Consider the following 17,884-nt stretch of genomic DNA (forward strand, 5'->3'; position numbering starts at 1 on the left):
GCCTGCCCAGCACGCTGGCGCCCACATCGACCAATAGGTCACTTCAGGTACGGCCCCTCGATGAGGCTTGATCCCAGAAGTCACAGCAGTCACTTGTGCGACACACCGACAGGGGTCCGGCGTCGAGCGGGTGAGCACGCCTACCGTTCTAGTCGTGCAGTCCCCGTCGAGCCTGATCTTCGTCCTCCTCCTGGGGGTGTGGGCTGCCTATTTCGTGCACTACCAGGTGCGCCGGCGCGACCACATCTCGACCGCGCGCTCGGTCGACCAGTTCAGTTCGGCCATGCGGGTGCTCGACCAGCGTGACTCCGCTACGCCCTCGACCCCGGTCACGGCCGAGCCGGCCGGACCACGCGCGTACGCGGTGCACCCCGCCCGATCCTCCCGCTCAACCGGGTCGCCCCTCGTCACCGAGCGGGTCGCTGCCGGAGTGGACTCGCGTCCGGTGCGCTCGGCGCGCCCGCAGGTCAGCCCGAGCCGCCGCGTTCGTGGCATCACCCTGCTGGCCGTCGCGGCAGCCCTGCTCATCAGCCTGCCGCTCGCGCTGTTCTCAGTCCTCGCCGCGTGGGCCCCGCTCGTTCCGCTCGTCCTGCTCGGGGCGTCCTTGGCGTGGGTTCGCTCCGGCGTGCGTGCACAGGCGGCGCTGACCCGGGCCCACCGCCGTCGTCAGGCCGAGCTCGCTCGACTGCGCAGGACCGCTCCGGTCACGGCTCCCGCAGCCCGACGCAGTGCGACCGCATCCGGCCACGCACCAGCGGCTGCCACGGCCACGATGGCGCCCGCAACCGGTGCCACGGCATCCGCGCCCGTCGAGCCTGTCTCAGCCGTGGTCGCCTCCGTCGAGGCGCCGTCCGTCGAGCCCGTTGCCGCTCCGGTCGCCCCGCAGGTCATGGTGCCGATCCTCGACGAGGACGACATGCCGCTGACCTGGAACCCCGTGCCAGTGCCGCGTCCCACCTACACGATGAAGGCCATGGCACCGCGGCCCGAGGTCGAGCCGGCCGAGGTCACCGCGACCCCCGCTCTCGCCGAGCGCCAGTCGGAGTCCGAGAGCCCGGTGTTCGACGGCCGCCGCGCCGCCGGCGCCTGACCGACCCGCCGGGCAAGGGCTGGGGGACCGGCCCAGGGGAGTGATCGCCCCGACGCAGGGTCGACGCAGTAGTTCAGCCACCATCCGGTAATTGCTGCGCGGCATCCGAACTTCTGCGTTCCATCCGAACGTCCGCGCGGCATCCGAACTTCTGCGTCCGCTCGGAACTGCTGCGTTCCTGTTCGAAGCGCCGTGCGGCTACTCGCCCTGCTCCGCCAAGTCGGTCGCATCGACGGCCTGCTCGGCCCGTTCGGCCTCGCTGCTGGAGAGCACGTGGGCCTCGTCGGCGGCAGCGGCACCGACGTGCTCGGACTCGCCGTCCTCTTCGTCGAGCAGGTGGTGGCCCACGGCGTTGAGGACGGCGACGACAGGCACGGCGATGAGACCACCGACGATGCCGGCGAGCACGATGCCAGCGGCGATGGCGAGCAGGATCGCGAGGGGGTGCAGGCGCATGACCCGGCCGACGAGGAAGGGCTGCAGCACGTGGCTCTCGAACTGCTGCACCCCGATGACGATGGCGAGCATGATCAGCGCCTGCACCGGCCCGAGGGCCACGAGCGCGAGCATCACGGCCACCGTGCCGGAGACGGCCGCACCGACCACCGGGATGAAGGCGCCGAAGAACACGAGAAGGGTGATGCCGGAGGCGAACGGCACGCCGAGGATCGCAGCGCCGACACCGATGCCGATGGCGTCCGACGCGGCGACCAGCAGGGTCGCGCGGGTGAAGGAGGACAGCTGGACCCAGGCGATGTCGCCGGAGGAGCGCACCCTGGCGCGGGCGCCGCGGGGGAAGAGCTGGGTCACCCAGCGCCAGATGGTGGCGCCGTCGTAGAGGAAGAAGAACAGGGCGAACAGCGCGAGGAAGAACCCGGCGAGGATGTGCGTGGCGGTGAGCCCGGCGGAGGTCGCGGTGTCGGCGAGGTTCTGCGAGCTCAGCCATTCGCGGGCCCTGTCGATGTAGCCCTCGAGCTGGGTGTCGGTGATGCCGAACGTGCTGTTGAGCCAGCGGCGGATCTGGTCGATGCCGTCGGCGACCTTCGTCGTCATGTCGTCGAGCTGGCTGGTCAGCTGCGACCCCACGAAGGACAGCAGGCCGAACACGAACACGAGGGTGCCGACCACGGTCAGACCCGCGGCGGCCCCGCGGGGCATGAAGCGGGCCAGCCACCGGAAGGCCGGCTGCAGCAGGGCCGCGAGGAGCAGGGCCATCAGCAGGGGGATGACGATCTCGGACAGCAGGCTGATCAGGTAGAGCACCGCCACGAGGGCGGCGGCGATGACCAGACCGCGCCACGCCCACTCACTGGCCTTGCGCACCCCTGACGGCACCGACCAGTCGGCGTCGACGGCTGCAGGGACCAGGAGCACGGGGGTGGATGCCGGTGGGTTGGTTGGGCGGGGGTCGCCGGGGGTGGCCCCGACCTCGGTCGAAGCGGGACGGCGAAAGCGCATGGCGCGATATTACGTCGCCCAGCGGTTTCGACGTCCCGAGTCAGCGGTGTTATCGTTGCGTCGCTCTCGGGGCTGTGGCGCAGTTGGTAGCGCGTCTCGTTCGCAATGAGAAGGCCAGGGGTTCGAATCCCCTCAGCTCCACCCCACGCACAAGGCTCGAACCCTTGCCAACGGAAACGTTGGTCGAGGTTCGGGCCTTGTTCGCATCTGCGGCCCAGGTCAGAGCGTTGGCGTTGACCTGGGGATCGAGGAGCATCTCGAAGGGCCGGTTGTGTTCGACTCGCAGTTCCTTGTCCTCGTCGATGAAGACCTTGACTCTCCCGACACATCCTGCTCTAATAAAGGCAATACTTAATTAAGGATGTGATGAAGTGCCCGCAACGGACTCGCTGAGCCTGGTATTCGCCGCGCTCGCCGACCCAACGCGTCGCGCGATCCTCTCGACGCTCGCCCAGGGACCAGCGACCGTCGGCGAGGTGGCCTCACCGTTCGCAGTGACCGCACCGGCGATCTCGCAACACCTGAAGGTCTTAGAGCGGGCAGGGCTGGTCACGCGCACTACCAAGGCCCAATGGCGAACGCTGTCCATGCAGGCCAAACCGCTCGACGAGGCTTCCGCATGGGTGGAGAAGCATCGCCGCGAATGGAACCTACGCCTCGATGCGCTCGACGCCCATCTCCAGACGATGAAGACCAGGCCGACACCCACCACCGAGGAAGCAGAATCATGAACTCCACAGACCTCTCCGGCGCAAACGTGCCGCAATTCTCGATCACACGCCTGTTCGACGCCCCCCGCGAGCTCGTGTGGAGGGCTTGGACAGACGAATCGGAGCTGGCGCATTGGCAGCACCCGTTCGGGGTCGCGACCGACAGCGTCTCACTCGACGTGCGCGTGGGCGGCCGATTTCGCTACACGATGACGAACGCGGACACGGGGCAAGAGTTTCCCACCGGCGGTGAGTACCTCAAGGTGGAACCGTTCGACCGGCTCGTCTTCACCTGGGGTGACCCGGACGCCGCTGTCGATGACGCCCCGATCATCACGCTTACCTTCATCCCGCACGGCGACCGCACCGAACTGGTCTTCCACCTTCGTGGCATCGAGGGAAAGCCGGGCGACGGGTTCGTCTACGACGGGTGGGACGAAGCTCTCACCAACTTCGGACGCCACCTCGCTGGCGAGAACTTGGATTGACGCCGTGAGCATCCGGATGGACAACATTGGCATCGTCGTTGCCGACCTCACCCCGGTCGTTGACTTCTTCTCCGACCTTGGACTCGAACTGGAAGGCCGCGCCTTGGCAGAAGGCGACTGGGCCGGACGCTGCACCGGCCTGGGCGATCAGCGCGTTGAAGTCGCCATGATGCGCACGCCCGACGGGCATGGCCGCGTGGAACTCTCCCGCTTCATCCAACCGGCCATCGTCGAAGACCACCGCACCGCGCCCGTAAACGCACTCGGCTACCTGCGCGCCATGTTCGAAGTGGATGACATCGACGACACGCTCGCTCGTGTCGAGAAGCACGGTACGCAACTCGTCAGCAGCGAAATCGTCCAGTACGAGGATGTGTACCGGCTCTGCTACGTCCGCGGACCCGAAGGCATCCTCGTCGGCCTCGCGCAAGCCCTCCGCTAGACCGGGCCAGAGCATGTCACGCGTCTGGCTTGGTGGCCTCGCACGCGACTGATTGCGGGCGTAGGAGCCGCAGCTCGGGAGCGTTCAGTACTCTGAGATGGTGAGTACGCGCGACGTTCCCGAGCAGATCGGCGACCTTCCCAAAATTGGTCGCCCGGCCAATAGTGCCCTACTGGTTCAGAACATCACGACGCTTGCTGAGGTCGCAGCTTTCGGCAAGAAGCGACTGTTGGCGCTCCACGGCGTTGGGCCGAAAGCAGTCAGAATCCTCAGCGACGCGCTTGCCGAACGCGGGATCGACTGGGCGGAGTGACGAACCCTTCTCGAACAACGCCCCTCATCGCCGTGCCTCTCAGACCTGTCGACACCGTGGCAACGCGGCGGCGGTGAACGCGGCGGCTTGCTGGCCGACGAGGAGCCGGGTCTCGCAAGATGCTTGGATCGCGGCTTGGTCGATGGCCGCGACGGCAGCGTCGAGTTCCTCCACGGTGGGGGCGGAGACGGCGATCAGGCCGGTGTAGCGCAGGATGCCGTGCCCGGCGGTGAGGTCGGCTTCTTGCTGGAGCACGTCGTGGTACTCGGCGGTCTGCGAGGCGTCCTCGATCTGGCCGATCTTCGCGCGCTGGGCTTGGTCTGAGATGTGCTCGACCTTCTTCTTGCGGATGTCGCGGGCGGCCTGGTCGGAGCGCATCGGGGTGCGGCTACCAGCACGGGCGATGACCACGTACGCTTGGTGGTGCCCCGTCGGTCGACGGGGGCGACATGCAGTGGCACGGGGATTTGGGCACGGCCCACGCACGCGTTCGGCGTGAGTCCCGATGTCGGGTGGTCTGCGCGGAGGGTCTTCCCCGTCGGACGCAACCCGGCACCGACGCCGTCCCGTCGTGCCTGACTCAGGAGAAGGATCGCTTGTCACAGCGAGCTCCGCGCCGTGGAGGTGCGACCCGCACCGCACCGCGCGACCATGCACGTTCCGCCGCCCCCGACGGCGAGGGCGTCATCCCCGTGCTGGCCCGGACCGTCCGCCAGGTCGAGGCTGCGGCCCAGCGCGGCAAGGTCCGCCCCAGCCAGCGCACCGCCTACCAGGTCGTGGCGCTGCTCGTGCGTGAGGAACGCGCCCGCGTCAAGGCGGACACCACGATCAGCGAGTCCGAGCGCACCGCGATGCTGACCCGTCTCGAGGGCATCGCCACGATCCTCGCGAAGACCGCCGCACGCGACACCTCGCTGCTCGAGCTGCTCACCGACGGTGCAGTCGTGTCGTCCGCTGCCATCGACCTGAAGAACGACCTGCTGCGTGCGGCCGGCCGCGAACCCGAACCCGAGCCCACCCCGGTGGTCTCGCCGACCGCCCCGTTCGCGTCGGCGTCGCCGCGTGGAGTGGTGCCCAAGACCGTCATCGCCCGGCAGCTCGCGAACCCGTTCCTCGCGCCGGACTTCTCGGCGCTTCCTGCGCCGAAGCCGCGGACGAACCGACTCGGTGGGTGGGAGCTGCTCTCGCCCCTGTTCCGCGCCTTCGAGTACGGCGGCGACGCCACGTGCATGCCGCTGCCCGAGCCGACGCGAGCGGTGCACGGCATCAAGGGCCTTGAGCTGATGCACCACCAGGCCCAGGTGGTCGCTGCCGCCGCCGAGGGCCACCGCACCTTCCTGCTGGCCGACGAGCCGGGTCTGGGCAAGACCGCCCAGGCGCTGTTGGCCGCCGATGCCGCTCAGGCCTTCCCGCTGCTCGTCGTCGTGCCCAACGTCGTCAAGGCGAACTGGGCGCGCGAGGCCGAGCTCTGGACGCCACGACGAACAGCGACGGTCATCCACGGCGACGGGGACACCGTCGACGGCTTCGCCGACATCGTCATCGTCAACTACGAGATCCTCGACCGACACGTCGGCTGGCTCGGGGCGCACGGCTTCCGGGGCATGATCGTCGACGAGGCGCACTTCATCAAGAACAAGTCCTCGCAGCGTTCCCAGCACGTGTTGGAGATCTCCGAGCGAATCAGGTCGAAGCACGCCCGCGCCCTGTTCATGGCGCTCACCGGCACGCCGCTGATCAACGACATCGAGGACTTCAAGGCGATCTGGCAGTTCCTCGGCTGGATCGATGGCACGAAGCCGCGCCACGCCCTGATGGCGGCCCTCGAGGAGACCGGGCTGACCCCGGCCGACCACGGCTTCTACGCCGCTGCCCGCACGAGTGTCATCAACCAGGGCATCGTGCGTCGCCGCAAGGTCGACGTCGCCTCCGACATCCCGGCCCGACGGGTCGCGGACCTGCCGGTCGAGCTCGATGACGAGGCAAGCCGATCCATCCGGGCCGCCGAGCAGGAACTCGCGGCCCGCCTGGTGAAGCGCTACGACGCGGCGCTGGCCGCTCGCCCGGTCTCCGTCGTCGTCGAGGGCATCGACCACGACATGGTCCGCAAGGTGGCGCAGTGGGAACGCAAGAACGCCACCACGGCGACCACCGGCGACAACGTGTTCACCGTCATGCGCAAGATCGGTCAGGCCAAGGCCGGCCTCGCCGCCGACTACGCCGCACAGCTGGCGCGCAACGTCGGCAAGGTGGTCTTCTTCGCCAAGCACATCGACGTCATGGACATCGCCGAGCAGACCCTCGCCAAGCGGGACATCGGCTACGCGTCGATTCGCGGTGACCAGACACCGGCCGTGCGCAAGGCGAACATCGAGGCCTTCCTCACCGACCCCGAGGTCTCCGTGGTCGTGTGCTCGCTCACCGCTGCTGGCGTGGGCCTGAACCTGCAGGTGGCCTCGAACGTCGTGCTCGCCGAGCTGTCGTGGACCTCGGCCGAGCAGACGCAGGCGATCGACCGGGTGCACCGGATCGGGCAGACCGAGCCCGTGACGGCGTGGCGGATCATCGCGGCCCAGACCATCGACCCGCGCCTGGCTCAGCTCATCGACGACAAGGCCGGCTTGGCTGCTCGGGCACTTGACGGCTCGGACGAGGAAGTCGGCTCCTCCGCCGACCTCCAGCTCGAGGCGCTCATGGCGATGCTCACGGACGCACTCGAGGCCCGCGGGTTCGCTGGCTGATCACGCTCTGCGCACTACCCTGGTGGCCAGCCGCTGCTTGGCCCCGGAACCTGACTCGTGCCACCGCGGCGTGATTCCGGGTCGGGCCGAGTATTTGCGCTGGTCAGCGGCTTGCCCAGGTGGAGGTTGACACACTAATCGGGCCGGTAGGGTCGGTGGTCGTGGTGTTTGTGCGGAAGGTCCCGACCTTCTCGGGGGCCACAGCGGTGCAGATCGCTGAGCGTGTCGGGGACCGCGACAACGTGATTGAGCACGTGGGCTCGGCACGCACGCCGGCGGAGCTGGTCGCCCTGCTCGAGGTCGCGCGGGCACGGATGCACCCGGGCCAGGGGGAGCTGGAGTTGACGCTGCCAGCGGGCCCGGTGGGGCAGGGGGTGATCACCGGCAAGCGGTGCGCGCTGTTGTGGCAGGTCCTCACTGGCGGGTACCGCGAGCTGGGGTTTGACGTGGTGGGTGATGACGCGTTCGAGCAGATGGTCCTGGCCAGGATCGTCGAGCCGACCTCGAAGGCGGACTCGCTGCGGGTCTTGGAGGAGATCGGGGTCGAGCACGCGTCGCTGCGCACGATGTTCCGGTCGTTGAAGCGCTGCCAGGCTCGCGGGTACCGCGACACCTTGGCAGCCGCTTGTTACGAACACGCCTCCACAGCAGGGGATCTGTCGCTGGTGTTGTATGACGTGACGACGTTGTACTTCGAGGCTGAGGATGAGGACGACCTGCGCAAGGTCGGCTATTCCAAGGAACGCCGGGTCGACCCGCAGGTCCTGGTCGGGCTCCTGGTGGACCGGAACGGGTTCCCCCTGCAGGTCGGCTGCTTTGAGGGCAACAAGGCCGAGAAGGCGACCATCATCCCGATCGTCACGGCGTTTGCGGCCCGGCACAGCATCGAGGGCATGGTCGTGGTCGCCGACGCGGGGATGCTGTCCGCGGCGAACCTGCGCGAGCTCGACGAGGCCGGGTTGCGGTTCATCGTCGGCTCACGGGTGAGCAAGGCCCCGATCGACCTGGCCTCGCACTTCCGCTGGCACGGGGACGCGTTCACCGACGGTCAGGTCATCGACACCCTCACCCCGCGCCGGGGCCGCAACACCGACAACGACCCCACATTGCGGGCAGAGCCGGTGTGGGAGCCCGAGGAGCATGACGGGTCGTGGCGGGCGGTGTGGGCGTACTCCGCCAAGCGCGCCGCGAGGGACGCCAAGACGCTGACCCTGCAGGAGAACCGCGCCAAGGCCGTCGTCGCCGGGGAGAAGGCCGCCCGCACCCCACGGTTCGTCAAGACCAGCAACGGTGCCCGCACCCTGGACCAAGCGTCACTGGCCCGGGCGCGCCGGCTCGAGGGCCTGAAGGGGTACGTCACCAACATCCCCACCGCGCTGATGCCCGCCGGTGAGGTCATCAGCTCCTACCACGACCTCTGGCAGGTCGAGGCCTCGTTCCGGATGTCCAAGAGCGACCTACGAGCCCGACCGATCTTCCACCACACCAAAGACGCGATCGAGGCCCACCTGACCATCGTCTTCGCCGCGCTGGCCATCTCCCGGCGCCTCCAAGACCAGACCGGCATGAGCATCAAGAAGATCGTGCGCGCGCTCCGTCCGATCCAGCAGATCACCATCACCATCGCCGGCCACCCCCACACCGCCGCAGACCCACTCACCGACGCCGCCCGAGACATCCTCACCGCCACCGGTCACGACGGCGCGACACACTAAATTGGCACGACTCGGGCGGCCCAGACCATCGACCCGCGCCTGGCTCAGCTCATCGACGACAAGGCCGGCTTGGCTGCTCGGGCACTTGACGGCTCGGACGAGGAAGTCGGCTCCTCCGCCGACCTCCAGCTCGAGGCGCTCATGGCGATGCTCACGGACGCACTCGAGGCCCGCGGGTTCGCTGGCTGATCACGCTCTGCGCACTACCCTGGTGGCCAGCCGCTGCTTGGCCCCGGAAGGTTCATGATCGCCCCCCTTAGGAAGTGGTGTGATGGTGAACCTTGCGGCATCGGGCGAAAAAGTTCACTGGGGGTGCAGGCGCAGGAAGGCCCCGAGGGCGATCAACTCGTCCGGTGAGCTCGGCGAGAAGTCGGTGAGCACCCTGGAGCGCACGAGGTAGGCGGCGTACTGCCCCCGCGAGATGCCCACGTTGAGCCGGTGCCGGTCGAGCAGGAAGCCCATCCCACGCGAGACGTCCGAGTGTGATGACGCCGCCATCGACAGGATCGCCACCGGCGCCTCCTGCCCCTGGAACTTGTCGACCGTTCCGACCTGAACGTCGTCAAGCCCCGCAGCCCGCAGCGCCCCCCGGATCCTCTCGGCCTGTCGGTTGTACGGCGTGATGACGATGAGGTCGGTCGCTGTCAGTGGTCGAGCCGGCGCAGGTGCACCGGAGCCGTCGGTCAGCGACGGGTCGTGCCACATCCGGCCGATGAGTGTCTGCGCCAGGGCACTGACCGCCTCGGCCTCCTCCAGCGACTCGGTGGAGTTGTCGAGGTGGTCGACGACGACGACGTGGAGGCCGGGTCGGATGCCGTCCAGCCGCCGTGCCGCGGTCACCGTCTCGTGAGAGGCCAGCGCACCGTCATACGCGAGGTCGGACACGACGGTGGTGAGGTCGGGGTGCATGCGGCGGGTGGTCTCGAGGAAGTAGCCGAGATGCGCAGGCAGCACCGGTTCACCCGCGGCCAACCACCCGAGCGCCGACTCGTCGACCGGCTGGGCGTGCACCCCGGTCGACACCTGCGGCAGTTGCTGCGGGTCACCCAGCAGCAGCAGGCGCTGGGCACTGACCCCGACCGCCAGGGTCTTGGCGAGGCTGAACTGGCCGGCCTCGTCGATGACGAGCAGGTCGAGCTGACCCCGGCCCACCCGGCGCTCGTTGGTGAGGTCCCACGCGCTGCCGCCGATGACGTAGCCGCGGCTGGCCTGGTCGTGCTGCGCCGCGAAGGCCGCGAGGTCGTCCGCCTTGGCCAGAGCCGTCCACCTCGGATCGGGCGTCGACTTGGCGACCTTGCCCACCTGGGCGGGGTCGAGCCCGGCGCGCACCACCGCAGTGAGCATGTTCTCGACGGCGGCATGGCTCTGGGCGCAGACCCCGATCCGCCACCCCTGAGCGGCGAGGCGCGCGATGACGTGCCCGCCGACGTGCGTCTTGCCCGTGCCGGGTGGCCCCTGGGCCGCGACGTAGGAGTCGTCCATGGCGAGCAGCGCCGTCTCGATCGCGTCGATGAAGCGGTCATCGCCTGCGTCGGCCACCGGCGGCAGCGGCATGCCACCCCGCAACCGCGGGGCCCGACGCAACAGCACGTCGGTGCCCGCCGACACCGGCACCGACCCCGACGCCAGCACCTCCTCGGCGACCTCGGCCAGCGCCCTGTCGATCGAGTCGGTCTTGATCGGCCCCCCCGGGGTGAGGGCCACGGGCAGGTGATCGTGGTCGCCCAACGCCCGGCTGTGCTGCTCGCTGAGCGTCACGACGAGGCGCGCCACACCGTCGTCGGAGAGCTCTTCATCGATGGCCAGCACGCTTCCCTTGCTCGGGTTGACCGTGTTGGCGTCCATGGGCGATGCCTCGAACCCGTCAGGCCCGGGCGCCGCGTAGACGACGTGGCACTCACCCACGCGCGGCGGCCCGCCGGGCGCCTCACCGCTGAGGCGCAACACCCGTCGGGGGTTGTGCCGGGCGGACTGCTGCGCCCACGGCTCGAGCACCTCCGCGTGGTCGACGACGAAGACGCCGTCGGCGCGGCGCCAGTCACCGACGGGCTGGCGCACCCGCTCGTAGTGCTCCTGCCATGCCGGTTTGTCCTCGCGGGCGTGGTACAGCACCGACGAGGCGATCATCGCCATCGCGCGGTGCTCGTCGCTCCACTGCGCCGGGGGGATCTCGTCGACCAGCCCTCGGACGGCCGCCTCGAGCGCCAGGGCTGCCGCCCGCTTGTCGCTGACCGGGGTGGCGACGTCGTCGCCCTCGTCGACCGGGCCCGCTGGCGACCCCCCGGCCTCCGTGCACCGCTCGAGCAGCCAGTCGCGCAGTTTCAGGGTGGAGATGCAGTCGAGCTCGTTGTAGTCGGCGATCTCGGCCAGCAGCGAGGCAGCCTCGTCGGTGCGCCCCTCGTTCGTGGCCGCGGAGAACTGGTGGTACACGACGATGCTCTCGGCCCCGCCCTGCACCTCACCCTCGCGCGCCGGCATGTAGAGCGGTTCGAGCTTCTTGATGGAGTACGACCGCTGCGAGATGCGCACCCCGGCCTTGACGACGGCGTAGAGGTCGACGAAGACGCGGCGGCGCAGGAGCTCGTCGACCTCGTCCTCGTAGACACCGTGCCTGGCGGCCATCCGCAACAGGGCAGCCGGCTCGTACGGTGCGTAGTGGTAGACGTGCAGGTCGGGCCAGATCGCCAGTCGCTCGTTGACGTGGTCGACGAAGGAGATGAGCGCTTGCTTCTCCTCGCGCCGGTCGTGGGCCCAGAACGCGCGGAACCGTTCCTGCCCGCTGTCGACCTCGATCATCCCGAAGAGGTACTCCAGCCCCCAGATGCCGGACCCCGGCTCCTGCCACAGCGGGTCACCCTCGAAGTCGAAGAAGATGTCACCCGGGCTCGGCGCGGGCAGCCGGCTCAGGGCCGCCACGTCGATCACCTCGTGGTGCACCGCGCCGGTGGGGTCGGCCTCCTGCACGAGCTGCAACCGGGCCTGCGCCCGCAGCCGGTCGAGCGACTGCGCCCTGACGTCGGCGACCGGCCCGGTGCTCGCTGCCAGGTCGTCGATGGTGCGCACCCCCGCGTCACGCAGCCGACGACGGGTGGGCCGGCGCATTCCGGCGACGAGCAGCAGGTCTCGGGCGGCCTCCACCTCGGCCACGCACGTCGGGCACGACCCGCAGGCCAGCCAACGCTCATCGCCCCACGTGGCCGCCGCCTCGTCCGCGCGGTGGTCGGCGAGGATGCCGTCGAGCCGGGCCCGGCGGCTGCGGTAGACCGGCAGCACCTCGCCGAGCGGGTCGTCACGCGTCGCTCCGTCGCCGAGCACCAACCGCACGGTCGGCGCGACCGGTGCCCCGGCATCCAGCAGGAGGGCGGCGTAGGCGCCGACCTGGAGCAGGGCGGTGACGGTGGCGTGGCGGGCCAGCTTGGTGTCGCTGACCAGCCACCCGGCGGGCGTCAGTTCCAGGAAGTCGGCCCGGCCGACGAACCCGCCGTCGAAGAGCGTGGCCTGGCTGAGCACCGTCGCCCCGCAGGACAGCGCCTCGACGGTGGTGGCCATCGCGGCGGCCAGACCCTGTGGCGTGTACGACGGTGACGGCAGGTGGCGCACCCCGTTCGGGTGCTCTCGGCGCAGTCTGCGCAGCTCGGACTGCTCGTGCTGGTCACCGAGGGCGCTGACCCGAGCGAGCATCGGGTCGCGCGGGTCCTCGACCTTGTCGGCGCGGCCGAGCACCACGTCGAGCTGGCGCACCAGGGCGAACTCGCAGTCGGATGCCGTGCGCAGGTCGCTTGCGCTGATGACGAGCCGCGCGTCGTCGCCGAGGAGGAACATGCGCCGAACCTAACAACGCGGACCGACACCGGCTCCACGGCCGGCGCGCGGTCAGATCCAGCTCGGCAGCCACATCCGCCAGCGCCATTGGTCGTAGGGGATGGTCTCCCCGACGTAGATCGGGTGGAAGAACGCGAACATGGCCAGGGTCAGCAGGAGATAACCCCCGACGATGAACCAGCGCGTGCGCCACCGCTGCGGGTCGTCCTCGCGGCGACCGACGAACAGCCCGATGACGAACGTCACCGCGAGCACCAGCCACGGCTCGAACGCCACGGCGTAGAACGCGTAGATCGTGCGATCCGCGAAGACGAACCACGGCAGGTAGCCACCGAGGATGCCGGCCGCGATCGCCCCAGCCCGCCAGTCCCGGCGCACCAGCCACCACCACACGACCACCGCGAGGGCCAGCACACCGACCCACCACACGGTGATCGTGCCGACGGGGTTGATGGCCTGCGAACACTGGTCGACGGCGCACCCGGCGACCCCGCGCGTCGGGCTCTCGTAGTAGAACGACGTCGGCCGCAGCTGGAGGATCCAGGTCCAGGGGTCGGACTGGTAGGGGTGCGGGGTCTGCAGCGTGGTGTTGAAGTTGAACGCGTCCTGGTGGTACTTCACCCAGTTGCGCAGCACCGGTGGCAGCCACATGACCCCCTCGCCGGGGTGGAAGGTGTGCCACTGCCGGTGGTAGCCGACGTCGCTGCGGAACCACCCGATCCACGACGCCACGTAGACCACGGCGGTGGTGCCGACCATGGCCAGCGCCGCGAAGGGGCCGTCCTTGACGATCGCCCCGAGGCCCCAGCGGCGCACCCCGGCGGCGCGCCGGGCGCCCATGTCCCACCACACGGTCATCAGCCCGAAGGCGGCCACGAAGAACAGCCCCGACCACTTCGTGCTCGTCGCGAGGCCGAGGGACAACCCGGCGACCCAGCGCCACGGGCGCCAGCCCAGCCACGGCCCCAACCCCTGCGGCCACGTCCCCCGCGGCAGCGCCCCCACCCGCGCGGCGAGGACCTCGCGGCTGCGATCGCGGTCGATGAGCAGCGCCGCGAACCCGCACAGCGCGAAGAACGACACGAAGATGTCGAGGATGCCCGTGCGCGACATCACGAAGTGCGAGCCCTCGAAGGCCAGCAGGAACGCCGCGACACAGCCCAGCGCCGTCGAGCCGAACATCCTGCGGGCCACCCGGCCGACGATGAGGATGGACAGCGTCCCGACGACCGCCGCCGACACCCGCCACCCGAACCCCGAGTCCGACCCGAACACCCACTGGCCGGCGGTCAGCATCCACTTGCCGACGGGAGGGTGCACCACCATGTCGCCGTCGACGGTGGAGAAGACGTCCGGGTTGCCGCCGGCGAAGACCTTGTCCGGCTCCTTCAGCGTGCTGAGAACCCGCATCTCGACGCCGAAGCGCAGCATCGAGGTCGCCTGCTTGACGTAGTACGTCTCGTCGAAGACCAGCGCCCGCGGGTGGTCGAGGTTCCAGAACCGCAGGAACCCGCCGACGAGGGCGATCAGGCCCGGCCCGAGCCACCCCCACAGCGTGTCGGTCATCAGTGACACCGGCCGTTGGCCGAGCAGGCGCAGGCGCAGCTCGTCGGTCCGGTTCACCGGGTCATCCTAGGCCGGTGACGTGGGGGCACCCTGACACCGTGCGCCGTGCGAGGATCGCGCCATGAGTCATGGTGTCCTCGTCCTGGCCGCCACCCCCATCGGCGACCCGCGGGACGCGGCGCTCCGCCTGGCCGAGGAGCTGAGCAGGGCCGACGTCGTCGCTGCCGAGGACACGCGTCGGTTGCGTCGGCTCTGCCAGGCCCTCGGCGTCGAGCCCACCGGCCGCGTGCTGTCCTACCACGAGCACAACGAGGCGCAGCGCACGCCCGAGCTCGTCGAGCAGCTGATCGAAGGTCGTCGCGTCGTCGTCGTGACGGATGCCGGGATGCCGTCGGTCTCCGACCCCGGGTACCGCCTCGTGAGCGCCGCGGTCGCGGGCGGGGTGCGCGTGACCTGCGTTCCGGGGCCGTCCGCGGTTCTCATGGCGTTGGCGGTGTCCGGGATGCCGGTCGACCGGTTCTGCTTCGAGGGTTTCCTCCCGCGTCGCGCGGGGGAGCGTGCGAGCGCGCTCGGGGTGCTCGGCGACGAGCGGCGCACCATGGTCTTCTTCGAGGCCCCTCACCGTCTCGAGCGCACCCTGTCCACGATGGCCGAGGTCTTCGGGCCGCAGCGCCGCGCCGCGGTGTGCCGCGAGCTGACGAAGACCTATGAGGAGGTCAGGCGGGGCACGCTCGCCGAGCTCGTCACCTGGGCAGCCGACGGCGTCCGGGGCGAGATCACCGTCGTCGTGGAGGGGGCCACCCGACCGGCGGCCGATCTCGAGACCGAGGTGGCCGGCATCCGGGACAGGGTGGCCCGAGGTGAGCGGCTCAAGGACGTGTGCGGCGAGGTGTCCCGGGCCACGGGGCTGTCCCGCAAGGCGCTGTACGACGCGGTGGTCGCCCGGCCTTCCGTCCAGTGATGTCCTGCTGAGAGACCGAGGCACAGAGGTCTTTACGGATCGGAGGGTTTTCCCTACTCTGGCGGAATCCACGGGTGCTGCGACGCGGTGCGCCTTGCCACCCATCCCGGGCACCACCTCCGACACCACGGAGATCAGCACATGTCTCGAACCTCCCTGCGGATCGGCGCCGTCGTCGCCGCCGCCGCTGCCTGCGCGTTGTCGTTCACACCGCTGGTGCAGGCGGCGCCGAAGCCCTCCCCGGCGTGTGACACGCGGGTGAACAACACGCACGCCAAGCTCATGGAGTGCATCACCCTCGAGGGTGTCCGCGAGCACCAGGCGGCCCTTCAGTCGATCGCTGACGCGAACGGCGGCAACCGAGCGGCGGGTACCCCCGGCTACGACGCGAGCGTCGCGTACGTGGTCGACAAGATGGAGGCGGCCGGTTACGACGTCACCCTCGACGAGTTCCCGTTCACCTACGTCGCCGCGGCCACGCTGCAGCAGCTCGCGCCCCTGAGCAACGTCTACGACACCGGGCCCTTCACGGGCACGGGCTACGGCTCGGCCACCGGCGCGGTGACCCCTGTCGACCTCGCGTTGGCACCGCCGCGAGCCAGCACGAGCGGTTGTGAGGCCGCTGACTTCGCCGGGTTCCCGGCAGGAAACATCGCCCTCGTCCAGCGTGGCACCTGCTCCTTCGGGCTCAAGGCGGCCAACGCCCAGGCAGCCGGTGCGAGCGCCGTCATCATCTTCAACCAGGGCAACGACCCGACCCGTGAAGGGCTCGTCGTCGGCACGCTCCTTCCGGACGGTGCAGGAACGAGGATCCCTGCCGTCGGGGCGTCCTTCGCCGCCGGTGAGGCCCTGTCCACGCCCGGCTCGACCGCCTACATCAACGTTCCCGAGCCCGAGCTGATCACCCAGACGAACGTCATCGCCCAGAGCAAGTGGGGCAACCCGAGCAACGTCGTCATGGCGGGCGCGCACCTGGACTCGGTCCAGGCCGGTCCCGGCCTCAACGACAACGGCTCCGGGTCGGCGGCCATCCTCGAGGTGGCCGAGCAGATGGCCAAGGTCAAGCCGACCAACGCCGTCCGTTTCGCGTGGTGGGGTGCCGAGGAGTCGGGCCTCATCGGCTCGAACGAGTACGTCGCAGGTCTCTCGGAGGCGGAGAAGGACAAGATCGCGCTGTACCTGAACTTCGACATGGTGGGTTCGCCCAACCACGTGTTCTTCGTCTACGACGGTGACGACTCGGATGGTGTCGGCGCCGGCGTCGGGCCGGAGGGTTCCGCCCAGATCGAGAAGACCTTCGAGGCGTTCTACACCTCGGTCGGTGAGCCCTTCAAGGGCACCGACTTCTCGGGACGCTCCGACTACGGGGCGTTCATCGCCAACGGCATCCCGTCCGGTGGCCTGTTCACCGGCGCCGAGGGTGTCAAGACCGCCGACGAGGCCGCCCGGTGGGGTGGGACCGCGGGCCAGCAGTACGACCCGTGCTACCACCTGGCGTGCGACACCTACGCGAACAACAACGACCACGCCCTCGACGTCAACTCCGACGCCATCGGGTTCAGCGTGCTCCAGTACGCGATGAACACCTCCGACGTGAACGGACTCCCCGGCAAGAGCAACTTCCCGCCCGTCTCGGGCGACGGAGCGGGAACGTCGGGTGCTGGCGGGGATTCAGGCTCGTCCCAGGGTGGCCTGCACGACCACGACCACGAGCCCACCGAGGTCGAGTGATCTGACCGCACGACGCCCGGCATCCACCTCGGATGCCGGGCGTCGTCACGTCTACCGGTGGGTAATTGGCGAACCTCACACACTGCAAGGTTCACCTGACCTGCCGCCGGGCGGCGCGCCGCGCTAGGTTTCTGCCGTGGCCACTACGACAGCTCCCTCACGTCCGGCGACGGCCCGCCGCACCACCATCGCCCTCAAGACCCTCATGGCGGGGTCCGGGCTGGTGTTCGTCGGGTACGTCCTGTTGCACATGTACGGCAACCTCAAGACCTTGGCGGGGGAGGAGGCGTTCAACACCTACGCCCACCACCTGCGCACCTTCGGCGAGCCGATCCTGCCCTACGAGGGGCTGCTGTGGATCGTGCGCGTCGTCCTGATCGTGGCGGTCATCGCCCACATCTACGCGGCGTTCTCGCTGTGGAGCCGGGCCGGCACGGCGCGGCGCACCAAGTACGCCGCCGCCAAGACGGCGATGCGTACCGCGTGGATGCGGTGGGGCGGGGTCTTCCTCATCATCTTCATCATCTGGCACCTGCTGCACTTCACGATCATGAAGATCTCGGTCAACCCCGACGCCCAGGGTGTCGACATCGAGCAGAACCCCTACCGCCTCGTCGTCGCGAGCTTCCAGGTTCCGTGGATGACCCTGATCTACCTGCTCGCTCTCGCCGCGCTCGGCCTGCACCTCGCGCACGGGGTCTTCAGTGCGCAGCAGACCTTCGGCCTCACGGGCACCCCGGCGAAGTACCGGCGTGCCAAGGCCATCGGCCACGCCGTCGCAGCGCTCGTCGTCGTCGGGTTCGCCATCCCGCCGCTCGCCATCCTCTTCGGCCTGATCAAGTGAGGC

At 69.4% G+C, this 17,884-nt stretch carries 13 protein-coding genes, 1 tRNA gene and 1 pseudogene; 11 read left to right on the plus strand and 4 right to left on the minus strand.

All coding sequences use genetic code 11. The annotated features are described in order from the left end of the window. Positions 1 to 154 precede the first annotated feature (154 nt). On the plus strand, positions 155 to 1,090 hold the full coding sequence (locus C8E84_RS14615; RefSeq protein WP_159903225.1) for a hypothetical protein: 936 nt from the start codon (positions 155 to 157) through the stop codon (positions 1,088 to 1,090). A gap of 198 nt (positions 1,091 to 1,288) precedes the next feature. Here the strand turns inward: C8E84_RS14615 and C8E84_RS14620 are convergent, their stop codons facing one another. Continuing rightward, positions 1,289 to 2,548: an AI-2E family transporter gene (locus tag C8E84_RS14620; RefSeq protein ID WP_159903227.1), complete on the minus strand. Its 1,260-nt coding sequence runs from the start codon at positions 2,546 to 2,548 to the stop codon at positions 1,289 to 1,291. A 68-nt stretch (positions 2,549 to 2,616) separates the two neighbouring features. On the opposite strand from C8E84_RS14620, the gene C8E84_RS14625 reads away from it, so the two are divergent. From C8E84_RS14625 to C8E84_RS14645, 5 genes are all read left to right on the plus strand, one after another. Then, positions 2,617 to 2,689, plus strand: a tRNA-Ala gene (locus C8E84_RS14625). 230 nt (positions 2,690 to 2,919) lie between these two features. Next, positions 2,920 to 3,279: an ArsR/SmtB family transcription factor gene (locus C8E84_RS14630; RefSeq protein WP_159903229.1), complete on the plus strand. Its 360-nt coding sequence runs from the start codon at positions 2,920 to 2,922 to the stop codon at positions 3,277 to 3,279. After that, positions 3,276 to 3,746 (plus strand): SRPBCC family protein, encoded by a 471-nt coding sequence (locus C8E84_RS14635; RefSeq protein WP_159903231.1) that lies wholly within the window; start codon positions 3,276 to 3,278, stop codon positions 3,744 to 3,746. Before C8E84_RS14630 ends, C8E84_RS14635 begins: the two co-directional genes overlap by 4 nt. A gap of 4 nt (positions 3,747 to 3,750) precedes the next feature. Continuing rightward, the gene (locus C8E84_RS14640; protein WP_211675612.1) at positions 3,751 to 4,188 is read left to right on the plus strand and encodes a VOC family protein; all 438 of its coding nucleotides are present in this window, start codon (positions 3,751 to 3,753) and stop codon (positions 4,186 to 4,188) included. 100 nt (positions 4,189 to 4,288) lie between these two features. Next, the gene (locus C8E84_RS14645; protein ID WP_211675614.1) at positions 4,289 to 4,501 is read left to right on the plus strand and encodes a helix-hairpin-helix domain-containing protein; all 213 of its coding nucleotides are present in this window, start codon (positions 4,289 to 4,291) and stop codon (positions 4,499 to 4,501) included. 39 nt (positions 4,502 to 4,540) lie between these two features. Here the strand turns inward: C8E84_RS14645 and C8E84_RS14650 are convergent. Continuing rightward, positions 4,541 to 4,885: pseudogene (locus C8E84_RS14650) on the minus strand (SCO6880 family protein); the annotation flags it as partial. A 212-nt stretch (positions 4,886 to 5,097) separates the two neighbouring features. On the opposite strand from C8E84_RS14650, the gene C8E84_RS14655 reads away from it, so the two are divergent. Both C8E84_RS14655 and C8E84_RS14660 read left to right on the plus strand, forming a co-directional pair. After that, on the plus strand, positions 5,098 to 7,242 hold the full coding sequence (locus C8E84_RS14655) for a DEAD/DEAH box helicase (protein ID WP_159903235.1): 2,145 nt from the start codon (positions 5,098 to 5,100) through the stop codon (positions 7,240 to 7,242). A gap of 161 nt (positions 7,243 to 7,403) precedes the next feature. Continuing rightward, positions 7,404 to 8,957, plus strand: coding sequence for an IS1634 family transposase (locus C8E84_RS14660; RefSeq protein WP_159903237.1), 1,554 nt, complete (start codon positions 7,404 to 7,406; stop codon positions 8,955 to 8,957). 303 nt (positions 8,958 to 9,260) lie between these two features. Here C8E84_RS14660 and C8E84_RS14665 read toward each other — a convergent pair whose 3' ends face one another. Both C8E84_RS14665 and C8E84_RS14670 read right to left on the minus strand, forming a co-directional pair. Beyond that, positions 9,261 to 12,779, minus strand: a complete 3,519-nt coding sequence (locus C8E84_RS14665) for a TM0106 family RecB-like putative nuclease (RefSeq protein WP_159903239.1) — start codon at positions 12,777 to 12,779, stop codon at positions 9,261 to 9,263. A 51-nt stretch (positions 12,780 to 12,830) separates the two neighbouring features. Next, a complete protein-coding gene (locus tag C8E84_RS14670) occupies positions 12,831 to 14,402 on the minus strand; it encodes a dolichyl-phosphate-mannose--protein mannosyltransferase (protein ID WP_159903251.1) in 1,572 nt (523 codons plus the stop codon). Positions 14,403 to 14,466: 64 nt separating this feature from the next. Between C8E84_RS14670 and rsmI the strand changes: the two genes are divergently transcribed. From rsmI to C8E84_RS14685, 3 genes are all read left to right on the plus strand, one after another. After that, a complete protein-coding gene (gene rsmI, locus C8E84_RS14675) occupies positions 14,467 to 15,306 on the plus strand; it encodes a 16S rRNA (cytidine(1402)-2'-O)-methyltransferase (protein WP_159903252.1) in 840 nt (279 codons plus the stop codon). 141 nt (positions 15,307 to 15,447) lie between these two features. Then, complete coding sequence (locus C8E84_RS14680) at positions 15,448 to 17,037, plus strand: M28 family metallopeptidase (RefSeq protein ID WP_159903253.1); 1,590 nt, start codon at positions 15,448 to 15,450, stop codon at positions 17,035 to 17,037. A 136-nt stretch (positions 17,038 to 17,173) separates the two neighbouring features. After that, entirely contained in the window at positions 17,174 to 17,881 is a 708-nt protein-coding gene (locus C8E84_RS14685) for a succinate dehydrogenase cytochrome b subunit (protein ID WP_159903255.1), read from the plus strand. Positions 17,882 to 17,884 lie beyond the last annotated feature (3 nt).

It is taken from the genome of Ornithinibacter aureus, from assembly GCF_009858245.1.
GTDB lineage: Bacteria > Actinomycetota > Actinomycetes > Actinomycetales > Dermatophilaceae > Fodinibacter > Fodinibacter aureus.

Bases quoted from the DNA above. Each gene is read 5' to 3' on its own strand.
- C8E84_RS14620 (WP_159903227.1), bottom strand. From the start codon at position 2,548: ATGCGCTTTCGCCGTCCCGCTTCGACCGAGGTCGGGGCCACCCCCGGC.
- C8E84_RS14635 (WP_159903231.1), top strand. From the start codon at position 3,276: ATGAACTCCACAGACCTCTCCGGCGCAAACGTGCCGCAATTCTCGATC.
- C8E84_RS14665 (WP_159903239.1), bottom strand. From the start codon at position 12,779: ATGTTCCTCCTCGGCGACGACGCGCGGCTCGTCATCAGCGCAAGCGAC.
- rsmI (WP_159903252.1), top strand. From the start codon at position 14,467: ATGAGTCATGGTGTCCTCGTCCTGGCCGCCACCCCCATCGGCGACCCG.
- C8E84_RS14680 (WP_159903253.1), top strand. From the start codon at position 15,448: ATGTCTCGAACCTCCCTGCGGATCGGCGCCGTCGTCGCCGCCGCCGCT.